Origin of the sequence: Pricia antarctica (genome assembly GCF_900101815.1) — a bacterium.
GTDB lineage: Bacteria > Bacteroidota > Bacteroidia > Flavobacteriales > Flavobacteriaceae > Pricia > Pricia antarctica.
Genome location: NZ_FNAO01000006.1, coordinates 23,836 through 49,125 on the forward strand (window position 1 = coordinate 23,836; position 25,290 = coordinate 49,125).

The window sequence follows — 25,290 nt, forward strand, 5'->3', positions numbered from 1 at the left end:
GAAAGCATAAATATTTTGGTTTCAGGGAAGAATCTTACGCATATCCGGCGGTTTTTGCAGCTGGTACCGTCAAGATTTTTAGTAATTTCACGTACATGTTATAAACCTGAATCCAATCTTACGATGTATAAAATCCATAAGTACTCCTTTTTGGCACTTTTGCTTCCTGCAATCCTTTTTAATTCCTGTAATGAAATAACGCCTCCTGCCGTCGATTACGCCTCTCTTTCCGAGGCTGAAAAGCGAAATCCTGATAATGCCTTGGCTTCTATGGAAGTGGCCGACGGACTGCAGTTAAGTCTTTTTGCCTCCGAACCGATGCTGGCCAATCCAACGAACATGGCCATCGATGCCAAGGGAAGGATATGGATCTGTGAAGGCACGAATTACCGATCATTTGCCAATCCCGATATATCGTATGACAATAAGGGCGACCGTATTCTTATTCTTGAAGATACCGATGGCGATGGTAAGGCCGATACGCAAAAAGTGTTCTATCAGGGCCAAGATATCAATGCCGCTTTGGGCATTGTGGTTTTGGGGAATAAGATCATCGTTTCCGATAGTCCCAATGTGCTTGTGTTTACGGATGAGGACGGGGATGACGTTCCCGATTCCAAAGACGTGCTATTTTCGGGAATTAAAGGAGTGGACCACGACCATGGCGTACACGCTTTTGTATTCGGTCCCGATGGCCGGCTTTATTTTAACCAAGGCAATATGGGGGAGCGGTTGTTGGACAAAGACGGAAATACGGTCGTTGACATCTACGGCAACAAAATAGACGCCGAAGGTCCCGAATACCAAGAGGGGATGGCCTTTCGGATGGAAGAAGACGGGTCGGACGTTGAGGTCCTGGGCGATAATTTTAGGAATCCCTATGAACTGGCGGTCGACTCTTATGGGGGTCTTTGGCAATCGGACAACGACGACGATGGCAACCGGGGTACACGTATAAATTTCGTTATGGAATACGGCAACTACGGTTATAAAGATCTATTGACGCGCCAGAGCTGGCGAGAACGCCGAACGGGTTGGAACGACGAAATACCCAAACGCCATTGGCATCTAAACGATCCCGGAACGGTACCGAATCTTTTACAGACCGGTTCTGGATCGCCCTGTGGCATTTTGATCTACGAGGATAATCTACTGCCCCAAAAATATCATAACCAATTGATCCATGCCGAACCGGGACATAATGTGGTTCGTAGTTATATTTTGGATAAGGAAGGTGCCGGCTATGGCGCTAAAATCCAAAATTTGGTAAAAAGTAAGGATGATTGGTTTCGGCCCGACGATGTGACGGTCGCTCCCGATGGCTCCCTCTTTATTTCAGATTGGTACGACGGCGGGGTAGGCGGCCATAAAGCGGAGGACATTGAAAGAGGTCGTATCTATCGTTTGGCACCGGAAGAAAATTACAAGCCCACTAAACTTAACCTGACGACTGGCGAGGGCGCTGCCAAAGGATTGCTATCCGATAATATGGATGTATTCTATCAATCGTGGCATACCCTGCACGCTTTAGGCGAAAAAGCCGAACCTTTTCTTACGGATCTCATTGCGAAAGGCGGTACTGCGAAGGCCCGTGCCTTATGGTTGGGAGCCAAAATACCCTCAAAAACAAATGACTATATCCAGTCGGCCCTTTCGGACACGGATGAAAAGTATCGAGCGCAAGGTGTTCGGATGGCCCGGTATCTGGCAAAAGGTACTCTTGAAGGGTACTTGGAAAATGTCGCCAAAGATAATTCCCCTCAAGTCCGCAGAGAAGCCGCCATTGCCCTCGCCCATTTAGGTACGCCCAAAGCGGCGGAACTATGGGCGACGCTTGCCCAAGCATACGAAGTAGGAGATCGTTGGTATCTCGAGGCTTTGGGAATAGGTTCCGACAATTATCCAAATCTCTATTTTAAGGCCTGGAAAAATAAGGTCGGGACCGATTGGATGAATGAAAGTGGAAAAGATATCGTGTGGCGTACCCGTGCCTCCGAATCCGTGCCGATGTTGGCCGAAATGATAAGAAACGACGAGGTGTCCGACAAAGAGCTGCCTTCCTATTTTCGTGCTTTTAATTTTAAAGAGAATCCGGAAAAAAATGAAATCTTACTCGCCTTTTTAAAGCTAAATCATCCGTTAAGCCAAGAAATCAAGAGGTATGCCGTGGGCCAACTTGATGCCGATTTCCTCAAAGAATCACGACAGAACATTCGTTCCGTCAAAACGGTGCTGCCTAACATCAAGGGAACGCCGGAATGGTTAATGGCGATTAAAAAATTAAATTTCAAAGATCAGAACGAAGCTTTGTTCGATGTGGTCGTAAATGGCAAAGATGAGACTTTGCGGAAGGAAACGGCTACGGTATTGTTCGATTTTGGTGGCGGCAAACTGGTCGATTCCTATTTAAAATCGGATGCGCCGGATGCCGGGAAGATGGAAGTTTTAGGAATGATGAACAGTGTAAGGAATCCCGAAGCTATCGCTTTGCTATCCGAAAATATACTTTCTAAATCTTTGAGTCTTCCCTTGACCCAAAGAGCCGTAGAGGCCTTGGGCAATACCGGTGAGGGGCAGCAAGCATTATATGCCTTGTTGGAGGAAGGGAAATTACCTCAGGAACATAAAACCACCGCCGTTTTGAAACTCATGAATAGTTGGGACCAAGAGATCAGTGCAAATGCCACCAAATATTTAAATGGTGATTCGGATCAGGAATTGGATATTGATGCTTTGGTAGAACGCAATGGCGATGCCGCCCATGGAAAGAAAATCTATTCCACATACTGCGTTGCATGCCATGTATCAGGCAAGGAAGGCGTGGAGTTCGGTCCCGCTTTATCCGATATCGGTAACAAGCTCTCCAAACAATTTTTGTATTCCAGTATCATATATCCGAGTGCTGGAATCAATTTTGGGTATGAAGGTTATAATGTTAAAATGAACGATGGTAGTTCGGCGACCGGCTATATCTTAAGCCGTACCGAAGACGCTGTTACGCTAAAAATGATGGGCGGTACACAAAAGGAGATTCCATTGGCCGATATTGAAAATCTGGCAGCTATGGATAAATCGCTTATGACCGAAGGTTTGGCCAACGTGATGTCTGAAGATGATTTGGTCGACCTGGTCGAATATTTGGGTACCTTGAAGGTAGATGAGGAAATTCTGGCCTTGAATTAGGTTTCCGATTCTTCTGATTCTTGAGGGTCTTCTGATTCTTCCGATGCCCTCTGGATTCTGTTTTTCATGATATTGAGCTTTTTCAGTTTGGCCTTCCAGGTATCCAATGCTGCTTTGTGAGCATCCACTCTTTTAACAACATCCTGTAGCAGGGGATTGTCATCCGAGGCATTGGAAAAGAATTGAAGGTTGGTCTCCAATTGACGTATTTCGCCCTTGGTCTCCTCTATATTTTTACGTATAAAACTACGCTCCTCCTGAATAGCCCGTTCGTTGTCACCGTCGGCCAATTGTTGTATTTTGTTGCCATATTTAAGGAGTTCGGCTTCTTGGGGAGCAAGCCCCATTTTTTTGAAAAGGTCGTCTAACGCCTCATTGAACTTTGTGTCGATATTCTTTTTCTTGAACGGGACCCTACCCAAGGTTTTCCAAGTTTCGACGAAGGTTTTTACGGTTTTAAGATCCACATCGCGTTCACCCGACGGTGCAAAAGCCGTTAATTCCTTCAAGCTGGCCGTTTTCTTTTCAAAATTTGCTTCCTCTTCTTCGCGTCCTTTATTTTTAAGGGCATTCAGTCTATCAAAATAATGGTTACAGGCATTTTTGAATTCCTTCCATATTTTGTCGGAATACTTTCGGGGTACATGGCCGATTTTTTTCCAGTCCGCCTGTATGCGTTTCATTTTCGGGGTAACGGTATCAAAGTCCTCACTATCTTTTAACGTTAAGGCCAAGTCCACTAGTTTTCTTTTTTTGTCGAGATTGGTTTGTTCTTCCTGTTTTAGGTTTTTATAATAGGCGTTTTTAGTCCGATTAAAGCGGCGTACGGCATCTTTAAATGCGGCCCAGGTCTTTTGGTTTTTGTTGCGGGGCACTTTTCCCGCTTCGAAGAAAGCCTTTCGGTGGACTTCCAACTGCTTTATTTGCTTTTGCAGTTCTCGATGGTTGTTGGATACATTTTCGCCCAAAGCCGAAATCGCCGCTATAATTTCGATTTTGTTTTCCAAATTTTTCTCGTAGGTCGCTTCAAGCTCCTTATAATAATCCTGTCGTCTTTGGTGCAGTACTTTGGTAGCATTGCTAAAACGTTCCCAAATTTCTTCACGGTTAGCTTGACGAACGGGACCGATATCTTCCTTCCAGATTTTATGCAAGGCTTGCAGTTCGCGGAAAACACGGTTGAGGTCGGGTTCCTGCGCCAAAGCTTCGGCGCGTTGCACCAGTTTTTCTTTTTCCTCCAGATTGCGCTTAAAATCGAGATCGCGCATCTCTCGGTTCAGGTGTAGAAAATCATAAAATATTTCGGTATGGTGGCGATATGTGCGCCACACATTATTGTAACTGTCACGCGCAATCGGTCCCGCATTGCGCCACTTTTCCTGCAGGTCTTTAAAAGCTTTGTAGGTCGATCCCATGTCTTCCTCGACGCTTGTCAGCCCCTTTAATTCCACTATGATTGCCAGCCGCTGCGATAGGTTTTCCTTTAGATTTTTTTCTAGGCGTTTATAATACTGGTTCCTTTGTTCACGATACTCTCTATAAACGTCGTTGAATTGCGTTTTGGTTGTCGAGTTGTACCTGAAGTCGATTTCATTGCCGCCGCTTTCGATGAACTTTTCTTTTTTGCCTTCCAAAAAATCATCGAATTTCTGATCGAATTCGTATTTGATGCCATCGACATGCTTTTTGATGGATTGTACCTTTTCATTTCGGACCAACTTTTGCAGTTCCCCTACCAAATCTTCCATCGACATCGCTTCATAATCCAATAGCGGAATGGCATGCCGGCGCTCGTTATCGGCATCTTCTGCATCTTCAGCGTTCTCGTCGTCCAAAACCTCGTCTTCTTCTTCGGATGTTTTGGTTTGGGATGTTTTTTGCAGATCGGAGTGCGTGTTTTCGTCGTTTAAAATCTCATTTTTCTCTTCGGATGTTTGGGTTTGGGATGTTTTTTTCAGATCGGAGTCGGTTTCCTTCCCTTTAGGCTTTTCGCTCTTTTTTTCAGATGTTTCGTTTCCGGAAGTTTTTTTGGTGACGGCTTCGGTTTCATCCGCGTTGGCATTCTCGGTTTTTTCTTTGGAGCTTACGGATTCCTCCGAAGTTTTCAAAGGCTCTTCTTGTTTTGGCTGATGATCTTTTTTTGAACCGGAATCCTCTAGAAGTTGTTTTTTCTCCTCGGATATGGATGTCTCGTCAATACTAGTGGAATTCTTTTCATGCACGGGACTGCTGGCCGATTCTGGGTCGGTCTCTTGTCGAGTTTCAGTTTTATCCTCGAATGTGGAAGGTTCTTTTTGTAGTTCCTTCTCTTTATCTTCCCCCATGGTGACTATAATTGGTTGAACAAACGGTTAATCGTTCAAGATACTAACAACGGCGTTAATGGCAAAGGTTATATTGGACTTCTTTGGCTATCACCTTAAAACTCAAACTCAAACCTAAAAACAATTCATCCGATCAGACCGTCCCTACGTCCAATATCTAAAAACCGCACCGTCTGCATGACGGGCAGGCCAAATGCTATTGTCGCCATATCTCCCAAGCCCTATCTGCCTGAAGCTGCAGCATGCCAAGTCCATTAACGATATCGGCACCCCGCTGTTTCCCTTCTTGCAGAAATGCTGTTTTCTCGGGATTGTATATCAAATCAAAAAGCAGGTGTTGTTTCGTAATGTGGGTATAGGGAATATCCGGTTTTTGGTCAAGGTTCGGGTATGTACCCAAAGGGGTACAGTTGACTAGAACGAGATGGTTTTCTAACACCGATCGAGTGAGATCGTCATATCCGATTTGAGTCGCATCGGGATTTCTGGACACATAGGTAACACCGATTCCGAGTTGGCCAAGCACAAATGCAATAGCCTTCGACGCACCGCCCGTTCCCAAAATGAGTGCTTTGGTATGACGTGATTTCAAAAAAGGTTCAATGGATTTTTGAAAACCGTAAGCATCCGTATTATAACCTATAAGGCGTTTTCCATCGAATTTTATAGTGTTGACCGCACCGATTTCCTCGGCTTGGGTATCCAATTCATCCAGATAGGCTATCACTTCCTGTTTGAAGGGAATGGTAACGTTCAATCCCATTACCTCCGGATTGGATGTAAGGAGTTCGGGCAATTCATCAATATGCTGCAGATCAAAATTTTCGTAGGAATATCCTTCTAATCCCAAATTCGAGAATTTATCGGTAAAATATCCTTTGGAGAATGAATAGGAAATGTTTTTTCCCACCAATCCGAATCTGTATTTTTTCATCGGTAAAAAAAAGTTTACGAGTATATTAGGTTAGAAAAAAATAAGTTCGACTGACTACTGACTACTGACTACTGACTACTGACTCCTTCCTCCGTTTCCCATACCAATCCAATCCCAATAAAACTACGATACCGACAGCCACAAAGAAAAGTGCCCACCAATTTTCGCTGTTGGTGAAATCGGGAAAATAGCGTTCGTAGTTCGCAATAACTGCCTTGCCATTGGAATCGATAAGCGGCGTGCCGGATCCGTCCAATTTATAGAGGGTTTTTTTCCAAGGCCAGACCACGCCTAGCGATCCCGTGATAAAACCGATGATAACCGCTGTGGTAATGTGTTTATAATGTTTCAGTACATAGCTTAACAAATGGGATAGGCTTACAAGTCCCGTGGCGGATCCCAACGTGAAAATAGCTAGGATTTTCAGGATATGCAATCGTGCCTGATCTTGGATAAAACTGAAATCTCCCCGTAACATTTCACCAAAAGTTTCATAGAGTGCATTCACCGAATCGACCAATAGCAGTACATAGTTACCCAATAAGATAAGGATAAAGGAACCCGAAAGTCCCGGAAGTGTCATTCCCGAAACGCTGATGATGCCGCATATAAAGATAAAAATGAGGTTGTCGTTTTCTTTTGCAGGATTCAAAAAACTGATGGAAATACCTACGATAAGGCCAATAATACCTGCAATCACGGTCTTTTGGTTCCAATGTTCGAAATCTTTGCCTATGTAGTAAATCGATCCCAGAATCATCCCAAAAAAAGAAGACCACACGAACAGTTCTTTCTTGACCAAAAAATAATCCAGCAGCTGCGATATGCTAAAATAGCTGACCAACATGCCAAAAATCAAAAGCGTTAGGAAGGTGCCGTTGGTATAGCGATAAAAACTTTTGAACCTTCCGTTTAGGAGCAGTTTGAAGGCTTTGGCATTGATTTTCTGTAGGGAGTAGATAAACTCTTCATAAAATCCGCCAACAAAGGCCACGATACCGCCCGATACACCCGGCACTTTGTTGGCCGCGCCCATGCAGAGGCCCTTGATGACCAAAAAGAATTTGTCGGTAAACGTTCTCGGGTTGTACATGAAAAAAGCCTATTTTTTGGAGGCGGTACGCTCGAGGATAAAAATAAGCGAAAAACCGATGATAGCGACTATTAGGGCGTAGATAAGTTGGTTGTCGCCCTCGAAGGCAAAAGGCGATACATTTTCATCAATGATTATCTCTTTTTCACCGATTGTTCTGGTCTCTAATATTCTTTTCCACGGCCATATTTTATTGAGAGAACCCAAAATAAAACCGGTGAGTACGGCCAAGGTGATATCTTTATGATTGTTGAACATCCACTTGAGTAACTTGGCAAAACTGAGGAGTCCGAAAATGGCTCCCGCCCCCACAACGGCAATTAGGGTGATGTTCCGTTCGTGGACCGCATCGAGAATGGTTTTGTAAGACCCTAAAAGTACCAAGATAAACGCTCCGGAAATTCCGGGAAGAATCATGGCACAAACCGCCAAGGCGCCCGATAGAAATAGATAAGGCAGGCTTTCACTGTTTCCGGATGGCGGCAGTGTAGTAATATAATAGGCTATCGCGGCACCGATAAGCAGCGCAATACTAGTTACTATAGTCCAATTTTCGATTTCCTTGCCTACAAAAAAAACGCTTGCCACTACCAGTCCGAAAAAGAAGGACCATAACAGAATGGGCTCATTTTCAAGTAGCCAGCTAACCAAGGTGGCCAAGGAGAATAGACTGATAAAAATTCCTAAAAAAAGAGCCAGTAAAAAATTACCGTTCAACTGCGTCCAAGCTGCCTTGAATCCGTTTTTTTTCCAAGTTTTAAAAAGGGATAGGTTTACATTGTTTATCGAGGTAATCAATTCTTCGTAAATACCGGAGATAAAGGCAATGGTACCGCCCGATACGCCGGGCACGACATCGGCCGCGCCCATGGCCATTCCTTTTAGTGTGACAAAGGCGTATTGTAACAAGTTTCTGTTTTCCATGAAAATTTTTTCAAAGGCAACAAAAATAGGATTTTAAATTGGACAAATAAGAGGAAAGGGTTTGTAGTTGGGTATACGGTAGGTTGCAAGAATTTTTTGGCCTTGAAACTTTAAACCGATCGTAGACTGGGCTGAACCGAGAATTTTTAAAAGGCGAATTACGGGGTTGATCGCCCATTAACGTGACCTACGGACCACTTTTGAAACGATATTCTTTACCCAATCGGTATCGGCGTATTGGGGAAATTGATCGGAAAAGAGTTGAAGTTTCGCAAAATCAAGCTTTAGGGCATCGATAAGGCTGATCCGGGCATTGATGAGGTCATTTATTTCAAGCTGGAAACCCGCTGTTTTGAATTTGATTTCGGCACTTTCGGGATAAAATTCCAATCCTTGCGATAATATATGTATGGCACCGGGTATATCTTGGTTGCGAAGGGCGACATCTGCCCAGCCTAGCCAAGTACGAAGTTCGTAGTTGCCAAGCTCTACGGATTGCTTATAAGCGAAATCCGCCTGATCGAATTTGCCCAAAGCAGTGTTGATCTGGGCACATTTTTTCCAATAATGCGAATTCTCCCCGTCGATGTTCAAGGCCTTGTTGATGTAATACAGGGCCTTTTGATGGTTTTTTCTTCTATAATAAAAATCGGTTATGGCGAGCCAGCCCTTGTCCAGTAACGGGTCTTCATGTACGGTGTGATAGTAATAATACTTGGCCATTTCGTCATTGTCGAGCTTCTCATGACATTTGCCTATTCGCAGATAGGCATGCGAGGTGGGATCTTCCATCTGAATGGTCGTCTCATAATTTTCGATGGCGTCTTTGTATTTCCCCATTTTTTCTAAAACTTTTCCCTTTTCGAAATAGGCTCCGATAAAGGTGTCGTCCGAAATAATGGCAAAATCATAAGCCGTCAAGGCCTCGGAATACATTTTCTTTGTGAAATACTGTTTTCCCAATTGGTGCCAGGCTACCTCGCAATAGGGGTTTCTATCTAAATAATCATTCAGGTAGTGTATGGCACCATCGTACTCCTCTAAAAACTCAAAGCAATAAATCACGTTGTAGAGCGACGAATAATCTTGCTCATCGAAAGAGACGCAGCGCATAAAACTTTCCTTCGCGAGCTTAAAATCGTCCATAAAAAGATACTCCATTCCTAAAAGGGAATGGATATCGAAACTATTTTCGGATAGGGCTAATGCTTTGTTCAAAAGCACCACGGCGGCTTCGTGATTGTCCTTTTTGGAATAGATATTGGCCCTTTGGATGAAAATCTCTTCATTGGTGCTGTCCAGCACCTGAAGTGCATCCAAATAATTTTCCGCGAGATCGAGATGGTTCTCGAATACGAGCACCTCTACCTCAAGCAATTTCAGTTCAATCGAGGCGGGATGCTGCTGTAGACCGATTTTGATAGCCTTTTTGGCCAAGGCTATCTTCCCGTTGTTGAGATAGTGGTGAATGATATCCTCAAAATCCTCTGCGTCGAAGAAATAGACGTCGTCGGTCTTGAGCATCGATTCAAACTTGTTGATGGGTTGGTTGGACTTTTCGTTGGATTCTAGCGCCATAGAATGGTTTTGGTTACGGAATCGCCCATCGGAAAAATGTAGGACGAATTTTTACTATGGATTTAAAAGTAGCCCTTTGGGACTTTCTTTTTTCCCGTAACGAGCTATATTATTAACAAATTAATTAACAGGTTATTGTTCGTACTGCGTTAAAACTGCAAGAATGATGTCGCAGCCTTTGTGTATTTCGTCAATGGATATGGTCAACGGGGGCGATATTCGCACCGCTTTCGGTTCGAACAAAAGCCAGAAAAGTATAAGCCCTTTTTTTGCACACGTAAGCACCAAATGATTAGCTATATCGGAATTTTCCAAAATTAAGGCCAACATGAGACCCTTTCCCCGGATTTCTTTGATCAACGAATGCTTCAATAATTTCCGAAATATTATTTCTTTTTCGAGCGTTTGTGCCATGAGTCCCGTTTCCGTGATTTCTCTAAGAGTAGCCAGACAGGCCGCTGCGATCACCGGATTACCTCCGAAAGTAGTGATATGACCTAATTTGGGACTATCTTGTAAGCTGGCCATCATTTCTCGGGAAGCTGTAAAGCCTCCGACAGGTAATCCCGAGGCCATGCCCTTGCCCATTACCAGAATATCGGGCGTACATCCATAATGTTCAAAGGCGAAGAGTTTGCCCGTTCTGCCGAATCCGGGCTGAATTTCATCCAAGATTAACACCGCTCCGGTCTCGTTGCAACGTTGTCGGACTTTTTTAAGATAATCGTTTTGGGGTACGATAAAGCCCGCACCGCCTTGAATGGTCTCCAAAACAACGGCGGCGGTTTTTTCCGTGATATTTTTAAGGTCTCCTTCGGAATTAAAGCGGATAAAGGAAACATCGGGAATCAAAGGCCGAAATGCCGCTTTTCGTTCCTCGAAGCCCATAAGGCTCAAACTGCCCATGGTATTGCCATGATAAGCATGTCGGGCTGAAATCAGCGGGCTTCTACCGGTGACCCGTCTGGCCAGCTTGATTGCCCCTTCGATGGCCTCTGTGCCGGAGTTGACTAAATAAGTGGTTTCCAAGCCATCGGGTAGAAGGGAGGCTAGTAACTTCGTATAGTCCACCGCTGGTTTTTGCATATATTCTCCATAGACCATCACGTGCATATAGGCCGCCGCCTGCTCCTGTACAGCTTGTACTACTCTCGGATGACAATGGCCCAAGCCACAAGCGGAAACTCCTGCCACAAAATCGAGATGGGCATTACCTTCGGTATCGTAGATGTAACTGCCTTTGGCATGCGATATTTCGAGAGCCAGTGGATTTGGTGTAGTTTGTGCCTGATATTTTAGGAAGTCGTTTTTCATGAAGACTGGTTAAGGTTTGCAAGTTGCGTCTCCGACCTGCAAGATATTGCTCTTCGCAGACAGGGCTCTTTATAAGCAGGTCGGAATGTTTAAACTTCCGGATTCCGACCTGCAAGGATTACTATTGGCTCGCTCACGCCTGCAGGTCATTCAGCGTTTGGACGTTCTTTTTGCTATTCGCTCGAACTGTTGGTCAACTTCTTCAACTTAGGCCGTTCTCCCGGTTTTGGTTTAGGATTGAGGAGTTTTTCATCTTCCTGCCGGGAAGGTGATTTTGAATTTTCACTCTTCGGTGTCAATTTCAGAATAGGTATTTTGTTTATGGGATCTCCCGCATTCGTATCCCGCTCCTTATCCTCCGCATCCATATCAATAGGGTTATCGATACCACGGATTACCGGAAGCACAAGATTATTATCGTCGTCATCGAATATGTCGTCTTTGGTCAAAATGCGTTCGTCGCCACGCCATATAAACCCTTTTAACAGTCGACTTGCCGGTGGAAGTTCTTTTTCGGGAAAAATATCCCCTTCGGGATTGGTGAAGAAGGTTAGGTCTTCCACGTCGTTGTTCGCCATGGTAATACTAATTTTACTGCAGGTCGTTTTATTGATGCCGAGCAATTCGTCGTCATCGTTGTACATGTAGTAAATAACCTCCGTATTTTGAACGAGATCAATTATTTTTAATTCGTTATCAACGAATTTCCCATATAAGTTAATTCCCTTGGCTTGATTGTAGCCTGTCATGCTGATACTGTCCAAGGAGATGATAAAGGCGTTTTGAAGAACTTTAAGAGAATCCAGTTTTTCGGTTTTTTTGTTGGACAACAGGTGGATACTATCCCCCGTCATCTGGTTTTCACTGTTCCAAATTACAGGGTTTTTGATCAATTGGGTGAGGCCCGTTTTTTCTTGGGTATGAATGGAATCACATTTTCCGCTGAGGTCGGTCTTATAGAATTTGGCATTTCGGAAAGCCCGTAAAATCCGGTTTTCTGGCTTGCCTGTTATCATTAGGGTATCGCCATGCATGTAGAGTGAATCCTGTTCGACTAAACTGATAGAAACGGCTCTTTTCGTAGCGAACACCGAATCCTTGGCCTTGAAGACCTCGGCGTAATGGGCGCGTATTAACCCCTTGTTTACCGTATCGGTAACCGTAATATTGTTCGTCGCCGATGCAAATTCGGTAGCATTATCAAAATAAACACTATCGCCCTCTATGATACGATTATTGTAATCGATACGGGTATTTTTAATGCCGTAGCCGCTTTCGATCTTTGTATCGTAAAAACCGCGTTCGAAATAAAATTTATAGGTGTCGCCGGTAATCGTGGAGGGTCCGTACATGTAGGCGTTCTTCGAGGTCTCGTAATAATCCAATCGCTTGGAATCGACCATGTAATCGGGGTTGTCTATGTGGACACTATCCAAGAACTGTAGCTTTTTTAGCTCCATGAAATAGCGCCCGATCCTACTGGTCAGTGTGTTTGCAGAATCGATAATGGTACCCGAATCATTGTAGTAGGATTCTTGTTTTTCTCGATCAAAATAAAGCGTATCGGTTCGCAGGGTGGTTTTGTTACTATTTAGAACCACAGTTTCAAAAGCCTTGGCTAGTTTGATATTCCCGTCGTAGTTGATTTTGCCACTGGTCAATTCAACGGAATCGCCCTGTTTCATACGTACGTTGCCCAGTGCCCTAATCCGCTTTTCCTTTTGATAATAGATGGCAACATCGCACCACAGATTCGCTCCCTCGTGTTCGAACTGAACCTGCCGATCGTCTTTACTAAAAATCGATGCCCCCGGAAATTTTGCCTCGTCCTTGGTGAAGTTGGCGCCATGTACAATGTTGATCGGTTTCGTGGGCGTGGTGTCCTTTTCTACAGCGGCCTTATCCTGTGTATAACAGATGGCCGTGGCAAAAAGAAAGAATAAGATGTACTTCGCGTGCTGCAACTCCTCTGAATTTTTCCCAAAAATAGGATTTTTTTAGGGGAGGTAACAATCGATTGGGATAGAATTAGGAGGATGTAACCAATTAATAGTATCCAACAAAAATGATATCAACGATGTATCGTTTGCGTACGGTCCGGCCCAACAGATACGATTTTAATGGGTGTTTCAAGTTCCTTTTCCAGAAAGTCGATATAGGCATTCAAGGTGTCGGGCAGCTGTTCGGCCTTCGTCATTTGGGTAAGGTCTTTTTGCCATCCTTTCATTTCCGTATAAATGGGAGTCAGGTTTTCGGGCTCGATGTTGTAGGGCAGGTGCGTAATCTTATCGCCTTTATAGTTATAAGCGGTGCAGACTTTGATCTTTTTGAATCCGCTTAGAACATCGGCTTTCATCATCATCAGCTCGGTTACGCCATTGATCTGTACGGCATATTTTAGGGCAATCAAATCTAACCACCCGCATCTTCTGGGGCGACCTGTAGTGGCACCGAATTCATTGCCTACCCGGCCCATGGTCTCCCCATCTTGATCAAAAAGTTCGGTGGGGAACGGGCCACTTCCAACACGGGTCGTATAGGCCTTAAAAATACCCTTGACAGCTCCAATTTGGTTTGGGGCTACACCTAGGCCCGTGCAGGCACCGGCAGCGGTGGTGTTGCTTGATGTCACAAATGGATACGTGCCAAAATCAATATCCAATAAGGACCCTTGTGCACCCTCGGCCAAGATTTTTTTACCTTTCTTTTGGGCTTGGTACAGATATTCCTCGCTATCGATAAAGGTCAAATCCCTTAAGGTTTCAATTGATTTGAAAAAATCCGTTTCAAGTTCGGCAAGATTGTATTGTATATCAACATTGTAAAAACCGATCATGGCCTCGTGCTTGTTGGCGAGCGCACGGTATTTTTCTTTCCAGTCGTCTAGCTCCAAATCGCCGATCCGCATGCCGTTACGACCGGTTTTATCCATATAGGTCGGACCTATTCCTTTTAAAGTAGAGCCGATTTTTGCCTTCCCTTTGGCGGTTTCCGAGGCGGCGTCCAAAAGTCGGTGTGTCGGTAATATGAGGTGGGCCTTTCGGGATATGAGCAGTTTCGATTTTACATCAAGGTCGAATTTTTTAAGCGCATCGAGTTCCTTCTTAAAAATCACCGGATCGATGACGACCCCGTTACCAACGATATTCATCGCATTTTTGTGGAAGATGCCGGAGGGTATGGTATGCAATACGTGCTTGATACCATCGAATTCCAGCGTATGCCCTGCATTCGGACCGCCCTGAAAACGGGCGATAATATCATAGTTTGTAGTCAGTACGTCGACGATTTTTCCTTTTCCTTCGTCGCCCCACTGGAGGCCTAACAATAAATCTACTGCCATTGGTGAAATTGGGTTAGCTGTTTGTGTTTTCTTTCTTTTTTTCTATTGTAGCGGGTTCACCATGTTCATGGTCGGGGGTATTTCGGGTTCCGTAGAAATAAAGGGAATGTGTATTGATCTTGATATCGAAAACCTCTTCAATCGTCTTTTTGATGGATTGGATGCGCGGGTCACAAAATTCAACTACCTCGCCCGTATCGGTCAAAATAACATGATCGTGTTGGCGGTCGAAATACGACTTCTCGTACTGCGCCTGATTTTTGCCGAACTGGTGCTTGCGTACCAATTTACAATCCAACAAAAGTTCTATGGTATTGTACAGGGTAGCCCTGCTGACCCTGTAGTTTTTGTTTTTCATGCCGATATACAGCGATTCAATATCGAAATGCTCTTCACTATTGTAGATTTCTTGGAGAATTGCATATCGCTCGGGTGTCTTTCGATGTCCGTTTTCCTCTAAAAAGGTGGTGAAAACGTTCTTTACAATTTCCTGATTTTTGTTCGCTACCATAACAAGGTTCCTTCTCTGTCAACAAAGGTACTGTTCTTTTTCAAACTCTGATAACCTTATCGATTCCATGTATTTTCTTTAGATTGGAAATCACCTTTTTCAGGATACCATTATTTTTTACAACGACGGTAATATTACCGGTAAACGTGCCCCCATCGGTACTGAAATTAAGGTTTCGCATGTTTACGTGCATCTCGTCGGAGATGATTTGGGTAATGTCGTTGATTAGGCCTAGGTTGTCGATGCCCGTAAGCTGTATTTCCGATTGAAATTCCTGCTGGGTCGAATCTATCCATTTGGCACTGATGATACGATATGCATAGTTCGACTGCAATTGTATCGCATTGGGGCAGTTTTTTTTATGCACCTTTATACCATCGTTGACACTGACGAATCCGAATACGGGATCTCCGGGAATAGGGTTGCAACACTGAGAAAGTTTGTAGTCCAGTTTTTCTTCCTCCTGTCCAAAAACGAGCATATCGTACTTCGAGGTAATCTCGTCCCTATCAATATCTTGAGGGGCCGGGGTACGTCGTATCTTATTCTTAAAAAAGCTGATGAAAGCATTGTTGTACGATGATGCAAAATCTTTGAGCATCTGATTGTCGATAGATCCGTTACCGACCCTATAGAAAAGGTCTAGGCTGGTCTTGAGCTTAAAGAACACTACCATTTTGTTGACGGAATCTTCGTTCAGGGTGACTTTTTGGGATTTCAATTTTCTTCGGAGGATTTCCTTGCCCTCTTCGGCAGTCGCTTTTTTCTCTTCCCGCAAAGAGGACTTTATCTTGGCCCTTGCCTTGGCCGTGTTGGCATAGTCCAGCCAGTTCTGGTTGGGCTTTGCCTGTTCTGAGGTAATGATTTCGACTTGATCACCGCTGTTCAGGGTCGTGTTGAGCGGTACAAGTTTGCCGTTTACTTTAGACCCACGAGTGTGCATGCCCACCTCGGTGTGTATGTTATAGGCAAAATCCAATGGAGTAGACCCTTTGGGAAGGGACTTTAAATCACCTTGGGGAGTGAATACGAAAATTTCTTTGGAGTAGAGGTTCAGTTTAAATTCTTCAACGAAATCCACTGCATTCGTATTGGCATTTTCCAAGGCCTCTTGCAGGCGGTTCAGCCAGACCTCGATGCCCATTTCCTTTTGTTGGCCGTGTTTGTATTTAAAATGGGCCGCATAGCCTTTTTCGGCAATTTCATGCATACGTTCACTGCGGATCTGCACCTCTACCCATCGGCCTTTTGGCCCCATGACCGTAATGTGCAAAGCTTCATACCCGGTAGATTTGGGCGAAGAAATCCAGTCGCGCAATCGCACCGGGTTCGGCGTAAAATGATCGGTTACCACAGAATAGATTTTCCAGGCCAAAAACTTCTCGTTCTGACGGTCGGACTTGTAAATTATACGAATGGCGAACTTGTCGTAGATTTCGTTAAAGACCACGTTTTGAGCCTTCATTTTCCTGCGGATGGAAAAAATCGACTTCATCCTGCCCTTGATGATGTAATTGAGGCCTTCCTCTTTCAATGATTTATCGATAGTGTCGGAAAAAGCGTCGATATACGCCTGTTGCTCTTCCTTCGAATCCTCGATTTTACCCTTGATGTCCCGGTATACCCTAGGTTCTGTATATTTCAGGCTCAGGTCTTCCAATTCGGTCTTGATGTTATAGAGTCCGATTCGGTGAGCTAGGGGCGCATAGATGTATAAGGTTTCAGAGGCCATTTGTACCTGTTTGTGCTCGGGCATGGCGTCCATGGTGAGCATATTGTGGTACCTATCGGCAATTTTGATGATAATAACGCGAACGTCGTCGTTCAAGGTAAGTAGCATTTTCCGAAAGTTCTCGGCCTGCTGCGAGGTGCTCATATCCTTTTTAAGATGGGCTATTTTTGTGAGCCCGTCTACGATACGCGCCACGGTCTCCCCGAACATACGCTCGATATCATCGAGGGTGTATTCCGTATCCTCTACCACATCATGCAATAGGGCAGAGGCGATAGAAGTAGCATCAAGACCGATTTCGGAGGCCACGATCTTGGCTACGGCGATAGGATGGAATACGTAAGCCTCCCCCGATTTCCGGCGTTGATTTTTATGACCGTCAACAGCTACCTCGAATGCGGCCCGTATCAGTTTTTTATCTTCATCGGACAGATGTTGATAACTGATGCGAAGCAATTCTTTGTATTGCTTGGCAATCTGTTTGTTTTCTAGTTCTAATGCGGCCTGTGTCATTATCGGGAGTTCTAAATCTAAAATACCACAATCTTAATTGATGTACAACAAAAAGTATGCCCGACGGGTTCAAGGTTCATTCGTACGGGTAGCCGGTTCAAATTCAATGTTAAATTAAAATATACGCACCTCGCCTGCAGGTAGGTGAAATAGCTACGAAGTGGCGAGCAAACCTTGAAATTTTGTGTTGAAATGCGCTATAAACCGACGCATCATAGCCTCTTAAGATTCCTGATCCTAGCGATGAGCGGCGGATGCGAATAGTGCATGAACACATACGCGGGATGCGGGGTAAGATTGCTGAGGCTATTTTTGGAAAGTTTTTTTAAGGAGGTAATTAAAGGGGATGCCGCATAGGTGTTCTTGGCATAATCATCGGCCTGGTACTCGAATTTTCGCGATAGGTGGTTCATGATGAGTCCCGTTACCTCCGAAATGGGACTGTATAAAATACCAAAGCCGATCAATGCGGCATGAAAACTAGGTTGCGAAACACCGATGGCAAGGGATACCTCAGGATTATTTATAAAGAGGGACAAAAGGAAAAGGGTGAGTCCCGTTAATAGGATGGAGGCTGCAAGGTTGAAAACGATGTGTTTTCTTTTATAATGGCCGACTTCATGGGCGAGCACGGCTACGATTTCCTCCTCTTCCAAATCGTCGATAAGGGTGTCGTACAGAGTTATCCTTTTCTCCTTACCGAATCCAGAAAAATATGCATTGGCCTTGGTGGAGCGTTTCGATCCATCGATAACAAAAATATTTTGGAGCTCAAAACCCACATTCTCGGCGTAGTTCTCGATTTTTGTTTTAAGGCCGCCAGCTTCCAGTGGGGTAAGTTTGTTGAACAGGGGAACAATCAACTTGCTATAAAAAAGGTTCATAAATAAGGTGAAGACTGCAACGAGCACCCAAGCATAGAGCCAAAAGTTGCTGCCGGCCCGCTCAAAAAACCAGATGATCAAAGCTAATAATCCCCCGCCGACTAGGGCCATCATCCCCCATCCTTTTAGTTTGTCCATAAAGAAGGTGCCTTTCGTGGTTTTATTAAATCCGAATTTTTCCTCAATGACGAAAGTGGCGTAATAAGAGAAAGGCAGGGTCACGATGTCGCTTCCAATCATGATAATCCCAAAAAACAGTAAGGCAATAAGAATCGGGTTGGCAGTTATGTTTCGCGCAATTTGGTCTACCCATTCAAAGCCTCCAAGTACCAAAAATCCCAAAGTGAGAAGCAATGAAAAGGTCGAGGTCAGGAGTCCGAACCTATAATTGGTCTTCTTGTATGCCTGGGATTTTTTGTACTCCTCCGCATTAAAAATAGTGTTCAGTTCGTCCGGAACCGGATCGCCGTAACGTTGCGCGTTGAGGTAATCCAAGACCGTTTCGAGAATGAATTGGGCGGCTAGAATGGTGACGATGATGTAAAAGAGACTATTCAAGATTTTAAAAAGTTTTATAGTTTATTGGTTGATGAGTTTATAAAAAGAACGGTTTGGGGCTAAGCAATAAGGGCAACAATTATTTTGTCAGTTCCGAAATGATTCAAAATTTCTTTTGGTGAAACATTCGCAACGTTTTCAATAGATACGGTCGCAAGCCAGCACAGCCCACTTTTATTTATCGATTCCTTGATTTCTGTCGTTGGTTCCATTTTCTCTGCTTACGCAGAATTTCTTATAACTGATAAATGTGACTACTGCCAAACGGGACAGCAACTACCTACGAAGAGAACCCCCGTTGCCGCTTCGCCTCAAAGATAAGAATCGCCGCGGATACCGAAACGTTCATCGAATCTATTTCACCCATCATAGGTATGATGATATTTTGTTCGGAAGTAGCTAGCCATTCTTGGGAGAGTCCCGTTGCTTCGGTACCTACTACGATAGCGGAAGGGGTGGTGAAATCGACCTCGGTATAGTTCTTCGAGGCCGTAAGAGCGGCACAATAGCAGTGAATATTTTTGTCCTTTATATAGGATATGATTTCTGAGGTGCTTCCAATCGCAATGTTGTTCGTAAATACACAGCCCACACTTGATCTGATAATATTGGGGTTGTACAAGTCGGACTTGGGGTTGGCGATGATAACCGCATCCAAACCGGCGGCGTCGGCGGTACGTAGCAAGGCTCCTATGTTTCCGGGCTTTTCAGGGGCTTCCGCAATCAGGACCAATGGATTTTTAGAGGGCAGAACGAGTTCGTTCAAGGCATGTGGTTTGCTATGCGCCACTGCTAATAGGCCTTCCGTGGTTTTACGGTAGGCCAGTTTGGCGTATATCTCCTTGGATATAGCTATGATATTGGGTCGGGGCAATGAGGCATCCAAGCTATCAAAAAGGACATCCTTAGAAATTAAATCCCCTTGATACACAATGGTATCCAAGGTATAATTGCCTTTTACGGCGAGTTGCAGTTCCCGCAAGCCCTCTAAAACGAACAGTCCCGATTTCTTGCGTTCCCTTGATTTATCCTGTAAAACCCCTATTTTTTTGATCAGAGGGTTTTGCAGACTGCTGATTTGTTTACTTTCGTACATGCCTCAAAAGTAACTAAAAGGGAAGTATCCCGACTAAAATGGTACATCCTAAAACCGAAACGGTATGAAACGATCCCTAATGGCCATGGCACTCTTGGGGGAGAACGTAAAGGGCTTTAAATAGCAGGGACCGAACGCTGTGTGTGCTACTTTGAAGGAGAATGTTTTGCGCTTTGCGGATGGCGTATCGCTTTAATTTATGTAACTTGTATTTTTAATTAATTTGGAATGGAGGTATTGTTATTTGGAATTGCAAAGGATATTGTGGGCAAAAGCTCTTTTCGTTTCAATGCGGATGAACTGGCGCCCGGTTCGGTGTCAGAACTGAGGGAGCGATTAAAAAGAAGCTTTCCCGAATTCGGGAAACTATCTTCTTTGGCGGTCGCCGTAAATAGTGCTTACGCCGATGATGCCGTTCAATTGAAGGAAGGAGACGAGATAGCTCTAATACCACCCGTAAGCGGAGGCTGATGAAAGGGAATATAAGCATAGAAATTTTTGATGTCATCGATACTTCCGCGGTATTCGCGGAACTCTCGCACCCCCAGAGTGGCGGTATTTGCGTTTTCGTCGGAGCAGTTCGTGAATTTACGGATAATGAGGAAGTCCTTTCGTTGGAATTCGAGACCTACAAGGTAATGGCACTTAAGGAAATGAACAAAATTGCACTTGAGGCCATCGAAAAATGGAACTTGAACAAGGTCGTTATCCGCCATGCGGTAGGACCCAAGAATGTCGAAGAACCGGTGGTGGTGGTAGGCGCTTCATCTGCACATCGCGATGCCTGCTTTAAAGCTTGCCGGTATCTGATCGATACCTTAAAAGAACGCGTGCCGATCTGGAAAAAGGAAATTTTTAAAAATAAATCCGTTTGGGTTTCGGCTCATCCTTGAAAGAGGGAAAAAGTTGAAGATTAATACTAATCTTGATTGCCGATGATTCGAATTAGAATTTTTATGTTTATTGGATTGTTGGACGTTTCAACTGTATCACACATCGCGCACCGAACATTGCGCACCGTGCAAATAGCCTAACCCCATAAACACACAAGCTTTTTGAATTTGAACTTGCGCTTGAAATTGAACTTATCATGTTAGTAGACAATCACAATAGAAAAATAGATTACCTGCGTTTGGCGGTAACGGACCGTTGCAATCTGCGGTGCAACTACTGTATGCCTGCCGAGGGGATAAATTTTGCCAAGAACGAACGGCTTTTCACCATCGACGAACTTTCGCGTTTGAGCGGGATTTTGGTGTCACAGGGCATCGATAAAATCCGGATTACGGGCGGGGAACCCTTTGTACGCAAAGATCTTATGGTCTTGATGCGCCGGCTTTCGAAAATGGAGGGACTTAAAGATATATCGATTACCACCAATGCCACGACTATCGGAAAGTATATCGACGAACTCAAAGAATTGAATATTCGGAACATTAATGTCAGTATGGACGCTATTAATCGGGAAACTTTCGAGAAGATAACCCGTCGGGATCACTACGACACCGTACATAATAATATCATCCGTTTGATAACGGAGGGCTTCAACGTGCGCATCAACTTTATTGCCCTTGAAGGCCAAAATACCGAAGATATCTTACCGATGTTGGAACTTACGCAACACTACGATGTTTCCGTGCGTTTTTTGGAGGAGATGCCCTTTAACGGGGGCAGCAAAAATTTTGATAGTATTGTATGGGATTACAAAAGGATATTGGAATATATAGGGGAAGCCCATCCGGAATATTATAAGCTGGAATCCCCCAAAACATCGACCTCCATCAATTATAAGATTCCTGGTTTTAAGGGGAGTTTCGGGGTAATCCCCTCGTTCAGCCGGACCTTTTGTGGCAGCTGTAACCGACTCCGTATTTCTGCGACCGGTGATGTCATCACTTGCTTATATGCCAAGCCGAGTATGAATATCCGGGATATCTTGCGGAGCGAAAATTCCGAGGAAAAAGTAAAGGAACAGATTTTAATGGCCATCGGAAGCCGCTCTAAAACGGGTTTTGAAGCTCAAGAAAAATATAAGGGGGTTTTTGACAATTCGATGACCTCGATCGGGGGGTGAAAAAGTGCCTTAGTAGTAGATGCGGAAAACAAGGTGCTATTAAAGCAGATTCTTTAGGTCGTTGGCGCGAGCATCTTGCTCCCGCCAAGAAGAATTCGCCTTTCGAAGATGTTGAGAACAAGTAAATGAGATTGAACGGATAATGGACAAAAAGCTTTCCCATTTAGACGATTCCGGTAACGCCACAATGGTCGATGTTTCCGATAAAAGGGTTACTGCCCGCACGGCAGTGGCGTCCGGTCGGGTCGTATTTCCCTCGGATGTATTCGAAACCTTGGCTGCGCAGGATTTTTTGGGTAAAAAGGGGAGTATTATCCAAACAGCGGTGATTGCGGGTATTCAAGCGGTTAAAAGAACTTCGGAGCTGATTCCGCTTTGCCATCAGATCAATTTGTCGAAAGTGCAGATCGATATCCATCCGAAGAAAAATATTTTGGAAATCCGTTGTACCGTTAAATGTGACGAAAAAACCGGGGTGGAGATGGAAGCATTAACGGGAGTTTCGGTAAGTGCATTGACCATTTACGATATGTGCAAGGCCCTGTCCCACGATATTAGTATTACGGATATACAATTGGAACAAAAAACAGGAGGAAAGCATGATTATAGGTCCTAAAATATACGGTTTGGTGCTCGCCGGAGGAAAAAGCAGCCGCATGGGAAAGGATAAGGGCATGATTCCCTATCACGGTATGCCCCAACGGGAATATCTATACCATTTGTTGAGTCGTGTGTGCGAGGAAACTTTCGTTAGCATTCGTCCCGATCAAAAATCGGATTTTCCTGAAGACATGCAGTCTATCGTAGATGACAATACCTTTAAGGGACCTTACAACGGGATGCTTTCCGCTCACAATACATTTCCCGAGGTAGCTTGGCTGGTGCTGGCCTGTGATCTGCCATTGCTCGATTTGGCATCATTGCAGGAACTGATAGCGGCCCGCGACCCGAATGTGATGGCAACTACTTTTGCCCAAAAAGAAGACCCGCTGCCCGAGCCTCTTTGCGCCATTTGGGAGCCCCACGCGTTTGAAAGTTCCAAAACCTATTTGGAAAGCGGAAACGGAACCTGTCCCCGTAAATTCTTGATCAATAACGAAACGAAATTGGTCATTCCCAGTAAGGCGAACGTCTTGTTGAACGCTAATTCGGAGGAAGAATATAAGGAGGCAATTGTAAGATTAACCATTGAATGATTATAAAATGGACGCTACCACCAGTCTGCCATTGGCGGGCCCAAAGTTTCTCAAATAGTGTTTACTATTGTGATTACCAGTTACAAACTCATGGTAGCGGAAAAAATTAAGTATGAACTTCGAACGCTACGATAGACAGACTATATTAGCCGGTTTCGGTATTGACGCGCAAAAGAAACTGCATCAGGCAAAAGTGCTTGTTGTCGGTGCCGGAGGCCTGGGTGTTCCCGTACTGACGTACCTGAACGCGATGGGCATCGGCACTTTGGGAATTGTAGATAACGATGTGATCTCTATATCCAACCTTCACCGTCAGGTGCTGTATTCCGAAGCAGAAGTAGGCCAATCCAAAGTTGGGGTTGCCATTACAAAGTTGAGGAACCAAAATTCTGAAACGGTCATTATTGCTCACGAGACATTTTTGACTCAAGAAAATGCCCTCAATATCATAGCTGATTATGACCTAGTTGTTGATGCTTCAGATAACTTCCCCACCAGATATTTGATTAATGATGCCTGTGTCATCTTAAAAAAATCATTTGTATACGGTGCCTTGCACGGATTTGAAGGACAAGTAAGTGTGTTTAACCATAATGACGGCCCTACCTACCGTTGTCTTTTTCCGAACATGCCCAAATCCGATGAGGTCCCCGATTGTAACGAAAATGGCGTGTTGGGGATACTCCCAGGTATCATTGGAAATTTTCAGGCTCTTGAAACCGTGAAGGTACTAACAGGAGTGGGGGAGGTGCTATCCGGAAAACTCCTACTGTTCGACGGACTTTCGAACACCTTTCAAAAAATAAGCTTTTCGGCAAGGCCCGAAAATCGAGAACTCCATGGGCTACGCCCTTGCTATGATTTTGAATGCGCCTCCGTTTTTAACATAGTGGATGCCGAAGCGTTTCTGGGTCTAACGGAATTCGAAAAGTTGCAACTTATCGATGTCCGAACGCCTAAGGAGTTTGACCGAAATCATCTGAAAATCGCAAAGAATATTCCCTTGCCCGAGTTGGATATCCGGCAGAACGAAATTAACTTTGATGAATTTATATATGTCGTGTGCCAATCGGGCATACGCAGTAAAAAAGCTATAGAGCGGCTTTCCAATGCGCGTCCCGATGCCCATTTCATCAATCTTTCCGGCGGAATGAATCAGATAAAAAAACATGGGGTTACCAATTGAAAGCCTGATTTTATTGTGTTTGGGTTTCTTCGTAGTCGCGACCTTATACTCTTCCGTAGGCTTCGGTGGCGGATCGAGCTATTTGGCCTTGTTGGCCTTGTTTTTAGGTGGATTTTTCGCAATCCGCTCCATTGCCTTGATCTGTAATCTGATTGTCGTCTCTGGTAGCACCTATCTCTATTTTAAAAATGGACACGCCAAAATACGGGATTTTTTTCCCTTTGTCATAGCAAGTATTCCCTTGGCGTTTATCGGTGCGTCCTTTCGTTTGGAAGAACATATTTTCTTTATTCTTTTGGGATGCTCCTTGGTTACCTCGTCATTATTCTTGGCTTGGCAGACATTTTCCAAAAAACCTACTTCCGAACACATAAAAAAATATCCTAAATATCTAAGCTATGTTTTGGGCGGTAGCATCGGCCTTCTTTCAGGTCTGGTAGGTATTGGCGGAGGTATTTTTTTGGCTCCCATACTCAATCATCTGCGATGGAACACGTCCATCAAAATAGCCGCTTTAGCCAGTTTTTTTATCTTGGTAAATTCCCTATCCGGGATTGCCGGCTTGGTTCAGGGCGATATGCTGCAACTTCCTTGGAAGGAAACCTTGGCCTTGGCGACATCGGTGCTAATCGGTGGACAGATAGGCATCCGCATAAGTTTAAAGCGCTTGACGCCGAACGGTATAAAAAGGGTGACCGCGTTGTTGGTTTTTGTTGTAGGAATACGCATCTTGGTCAAATATTTACCGATGATTTGAGAAAACGTGTGCACTGGTTACATCTTGAATCCTAAAATTCAAGGTGTTATCTTAGCGAAAGGCCTTGTTCAAAGTATTGTGTTAAGACGG

At 44.4% G+C, this 25,290-nt stretch carries 20 protein-coding genes; 8 read left to right on the forward strand and 12 right to left on the reverse strand.

Annotation, left to right across the window (positions count from 1 at the left end; all coding sequences use genetic code 11):
- Positions 1 to 123: 123 nt before the first annotated feature.
- Positions 124 to 3,183 carry a PVC-type heme-binding CxxCH protein gene (locus BLT07_RS12145; protein ID WP_091869066.1) on the forward strand — a complete coding sequence of 1,020 codons (3,060 nt, stop codon included), beginning with the start codon at positions 124 to 126 and terminating at the stop codon, positions 3,181 to 3,183.
- Here the strand turns inward: BLT07_RS12145 and BLT07_RS12150 are convergent.
- From BLT07_RS12150 to BLT07_RS12210, 12 genes are all read right to left on the reverse strand, one after another.
- Positions 3,180 to 5,507, reverse strand: a complete 2,328-nt coding sequence (locus tag BLT07_RS12150) for a DUF349 domain-containing protein (RefSeq protein ID WP_091869068.1) — start codon at positions 5,505 to 5,507, stop codon at positions 3,180 to 3,182. The two genes, BLT07_RS12145 and BLT07_RS12150, sit on opposite strands and share 4 nt — an antisense overlap.
- Positions 5,508 to 5,703: 196 nt before the next feature.
- Complete coding sequence (locus tag BLT07_RS12155) at positions 5,704 to 6,441, reverse strand: shikimate dehydrogenase family protein (RefSeq protein ID WP_091869070.1); 738 nt, start codon at positions 6,439 to 6,441, stop codon at positions 5,704 to 5,706.
- Positions 6,442 to 6,502: 61 nt separating this feature from the next.
- The gene (locus BLT07_RS12160; protein ID WP_091869072.1) at positions 6,503 to 7,534 is read right to left on the reverse strand and encodes a DUF368 domain-containing protein; all 1,032 of its coding nucleotides are present in this window, start codon (positions 7,532 to 7,534) and stop codon (positions 6,503 to 6,505) included.
- A gap of 9 nt (positions 7,535 to 7,543) precedes the next feature.
- Positions 7,544 to 8,458 carry a polyprenyl-phosphate transporter gene (locus tag BLT07_RS12165; RefSeq protein WP_091869073.1) on the reverse strand — a complete coding sequence of 305 codons (915 nt, stop codon included), beginning with the start codon at positions 8,456 to 8,458 and terminating at the stop codon, positions 7,544 to 7,546.
- A gap of 177 nt (positions 8,459 to 8,635) precedes the next feature.
- Positions 8,636 to 10,036 (reverse strand): tetratricopeptide repeat protein, encoded by a 1,401-nt coding sequence (locus BLT07_RS12170; RefSeq protein ID WP_091869075.1) that lies wholly within the window; start codon positions 10,034 to 10,036, stop codon positions 8,636 to 8,638.
- 132 nt (positions 10,037 to 10,168) lie between these two features.
- A complete protein-coding gene (locus BLT07_RS12175) occupies positions 10,169 to 11,350 on the reverse strand; it encodes an aspartate aminotransferase family protein (RefSeq protein ID WP_091869077.1) in 1,182 nt (393 codons plus the stop codon).
- Positions 11,351 to 11,523: 173 nt separating this feature from the next.
- Entirely contained in the window at positions 11,524 to 13,314 is a 1,791-nt protein-coding gene (locus tag BLT07_RS12180; protein ID WP_394331315.1) for an OstA-like protein, read from the reverse strand.
- Between the two features lie 107 nt (positions 13,315 to 13,421).
- Positions 13,422 to 14,693 (reverse strand): adenylosuccinate synthase, encoded by a 1,272-nt coding sequence (locus BLT07_RS12185; RefSeq protein WP_091869079.1) that lies wholly within the window; start codon positions 14,691 to 14,693, stop codon positions 13,422 to 13,424.
- Positions 14,694 to 14,706: 13 nt separating this feature from the next.
- The gene (locus BLT07_RS12190) at positions 14,707 to 15,204 is read right to left on the reverse strand and encodes a Fur family transcriptional regulator (RefSeq protein ID WP_217633319.1); all 498 of its coding nucleotides are present in this window, start codon (positions 15,202 to 15,204) and stop codon (positions 14,707 to 14,709) included.
- A 40-nt stretch (positions 15,205 to 15,244) separates the two neighbouring features.
- Positions 15,245 to 17,449, reverse strand: a complete 2,205-nt coding sequence (locus BLT07_RS12195) for a RelA/SpoT family protein (RefSeq protein ID WP_091869080.1) — start codon at positions 17,447 to 17,449, stop codon at positions 15,245 to 15,247.
- A 212-nt stretch (positions 17,450 to 17,661) separates the two neighbouring features.
- The gene (locus BLT07_RS12200) at positions 17,662 to 18,891 is read right to left on the reverse strand and encodes a M48 family metallopeptidase (RefSeq protein WP_091869082.1); all 1,230 of its coding nucleotides are present in this window, start codon (positions 18,889 to 18,891) and stop codon (positions 17,662 to 17,664) included.
- A 280-nt stretch (positions 18,892 to 19,171) separates the two neighbouring features.
- Positions 19,172 to 19,987 (reverse strand): TrmH family RNA methyltransferase, encoded by an 816-nt coding sequence (locus tag BLT07_RS12210; protein ID WP_091869086.1) that lies wholly within the window; start codon positions 19,985 to 19,987, stop codon positions 19,172 to 19,174.
- Positions 19,988 to 20,215: 228 nt separating this feature from the next.
- Here BLT07_RS12210 and BLT07_RS12215 point away from each other — a divergent pair, with 228 nt between their 5' ends.
- The 7 genes from BLT07_RS12215 (at position 20,216) to BLT07_RS12245 (ending at position 25,200) form a co-directional block, all read left to right on the forward strand.
- Positions 20,216 to 20,458: a MoaD/ThiS family protein gene (locus tag BLT07_RS12215; RefSeq protein WP_091869088.1), complete on the forward strand. Its 243-nt coding sequence runs from the start codon at positions 20,216 to 20,218 to the stop codon at positions 20,456 to 20,458.
- Positions 20,458 to 20,880, forward strand: coding sequence for a molybdenum cofactor biosynthesis protein MoaE (locus tag BLT07_RS12220; protein ID WP_091869090.1), 423 nt, complete (start codon positions 20,458 to 20,460; stop codon positions 20,878 to 20,880). Before BLT07_RS12215 ends, BLT07_RS12220 begins: the two co-directional genes overlap by 1 nt.
- 197 nt (positions 20,881 to 21,077) lie before the next feature.
- Complete coding sequence (gene moaA, locus BLT07_RS12225) at positions 21,078 to 22,061, forward strand: GTP 3',8-cyclase MoaA (RefSeq protein ID WP_091869092.1); 984 nt, start codon at positions 21,078 to 21,080, stop codon at positions 22,059 to 22,061.
- A gap of 142 nt (positions 22,062 to 22,203) precedes the next feature.
- Positions 22,204 to 22,677 (forward strand): cyclic pyranopterin monophosphate synthase MoaC, encoded by a 474-nt coding sequence (gene moaC / locus BLT07_RS12230; protein WP_091869093.1) that lies wholly within the window; start codon positions 22,204 to 22,206, stop codon positions 22,675 to 22,677.
- Positions 22,661 to 23,257: a molybdenum cofactor guanylyltransferase gene (mobA, locus tag BLT07_RS12235; RefSeq protein ID WP_091869095.1), complete on the forward strand. Its 597-nt coding sequence runs from the start codon at positions 22,661 to 22,663 to the stop codon at positions 23,255 to 23,257. Before moaC ends, mobA begins: the two co-directional genes overlap by 17 nt.
- Before the next feature lie 112 nt (positions 23,258 to 23,369).
- Positions 23,370 to 24,443 (forward strand): HesA/MoeB/ThiF family protein, encoded by a 1,074-nt coding sequence (locus BLT07_RS12240; protein WP_091869097.1) that lies wholly within the window; start codon positions 23,370 to 23,372, stop codon positions 24,441 to 24,443.
- Positions 24,427 to 25,200 carry a sulfite exporter TauE/SafE family protein gene (locus BLT07_RS12245; protein WP_091869099.1) on the forward strand — a complete coding sequence of 258 codons (774 nt, stop codon included), beginning with the start codon at positions 24,427 to 24,429 and terminating at the stop codon, positions 25,198 to 25,200. Before BLT07_RS12240 ends, BLT07_RS12245 begins: the two co-directional genes overlap by 17 nt.
- Positions 25,201 to 25,290 lie beyond the last annotated feature (90 nt).

Excerpts from the sequence above, each read along its gene's own strand:
- BLT07_RS12145 (WP_091869066.1), top strand. The coding sequence starts at position 124 with ATGTATAAAATCCATAAGTACTCCTTTTTGGCACTTTTGCTTCCTGCA.
- BLT07_RS12150 (WP_091869068.1), bottom strand. The coding sequence starts at position 5,507 with ATGGGGGAAGATAAAGAGAAGGAACTACAAAAAGAACCTTCCACATTC.
- BLT07_RS12155 (WP_091869070.1), bottom strand. The coding sequence starts at position 6,441 with ATGAAAAAATACAGATTCGGATTGGTGGGAAAAAACATTTCCTATTCA.
- BLT07_RS12160 (WP_091869072.1), bottom strand. The coding sequence starts at position 7,534 with ATGTACAACCCGAGAACGTTTACCGACAAATTCTTTTTGGTCATCAAG.
- BLT07_RS12165 (WP_091869073.1), bottom strand. The coding sequence starts at position 8,458 with ATGGAAAACAGAAACTTGTTACAATACGCCTTTGTCACACTAAAAGGA.
- BLT07_RS12170 (WP_091869075.1), bottom strand. The coding sequence starts at position 10,036 with ATGGCGCTAGAATCCAACGAAAAGTCCAACCAACCCATCAACAAGTTT.
- BLT07_RS12175 (WP_091869077.1), bottom strand. The coding sequence starts at position 11,350 with ATGAAAAACGACTTCCTAAAATATCAGGCACAAACTACACCAAATCCA.
- BLT07_RS12185 (WP_091869079.1), bottom strand. The coding sequence starts at position 14,693 with ATGGCAGTAGATTTATTGTTAGGCCTCCAGTGGGGCGACGAAGGAAAA.
- BLT07_RS12190 (WP_217633319.1), bottom strand. The coding sequence starts at position 15,204 with ATGGTAGCGAACAAAAATCAGGAAATTGTAAAGAACGTTTTCACCACC.
- BLT07_RS12195 (WP_091869080.1), bottom strand. The coding sequence starts at position 17,449 with ATGACACAGGCCGCATTAGAACTAGAAAACAAACAGATTGCCAAGCAA.
- BLT07_RS12210 (WP_091869086.1), bottom strand. The coding sequence starts at position 19,987 with ATGTACGAAAGTAAACAAATCAGCAGTCTGCAAAACCCTCTGATCAAA.
- BLT07_RS12215 (WP_091869088.1), top strand. The coding sequence starts at position 20,216 with ATGGAGGTATTGTTATTTGGAATTGCAAAGGATATTGTGGGCAAAAGC.
- BLT07_RS12220 (WP_091869090.1), top strand. The coding sequence starts at position 20,458 with ATGAAAGGGAATATAAGCATAGAAATTTTTGATGTCATCGATACTTCC.
- moaA (WP_091869092.1), top strand. The coding sequence starts at position 21,078 with ATGTTAGTAGACAATCACAATAGAAAAATAGATTACCTGCGTTTGGCG.
- moaC (WP_091869093.1), top strand. The coding sequence starts at position 22,204 with ATGGACAAAAAGCTTTCCCATTTAGACGATTCCGGTAACGCCACAATG.
- mobA (WP_091869095.1), top strand. The coding sequence starts at position 22,661 with ATGATTATAGGTCCTAAAATATACGGTTTGGTGCTCGCCGGAGGAAAA.
- BLT07_RS12240 (WP_091869097.1), top strand. The coding sequence starts at position 23,370 with ATGAACTTCGAACGCTACGATAGACAGACTATATTAGCCGGTTTCGGT.
- BLT07_RS12245 (WP_091869099.1), top strand. The coding sequence starts at position 24,427 with ATGGGGTTACCAATTGAAAGCCTGATTTTATTGTGTTTGGGTTTCTTC.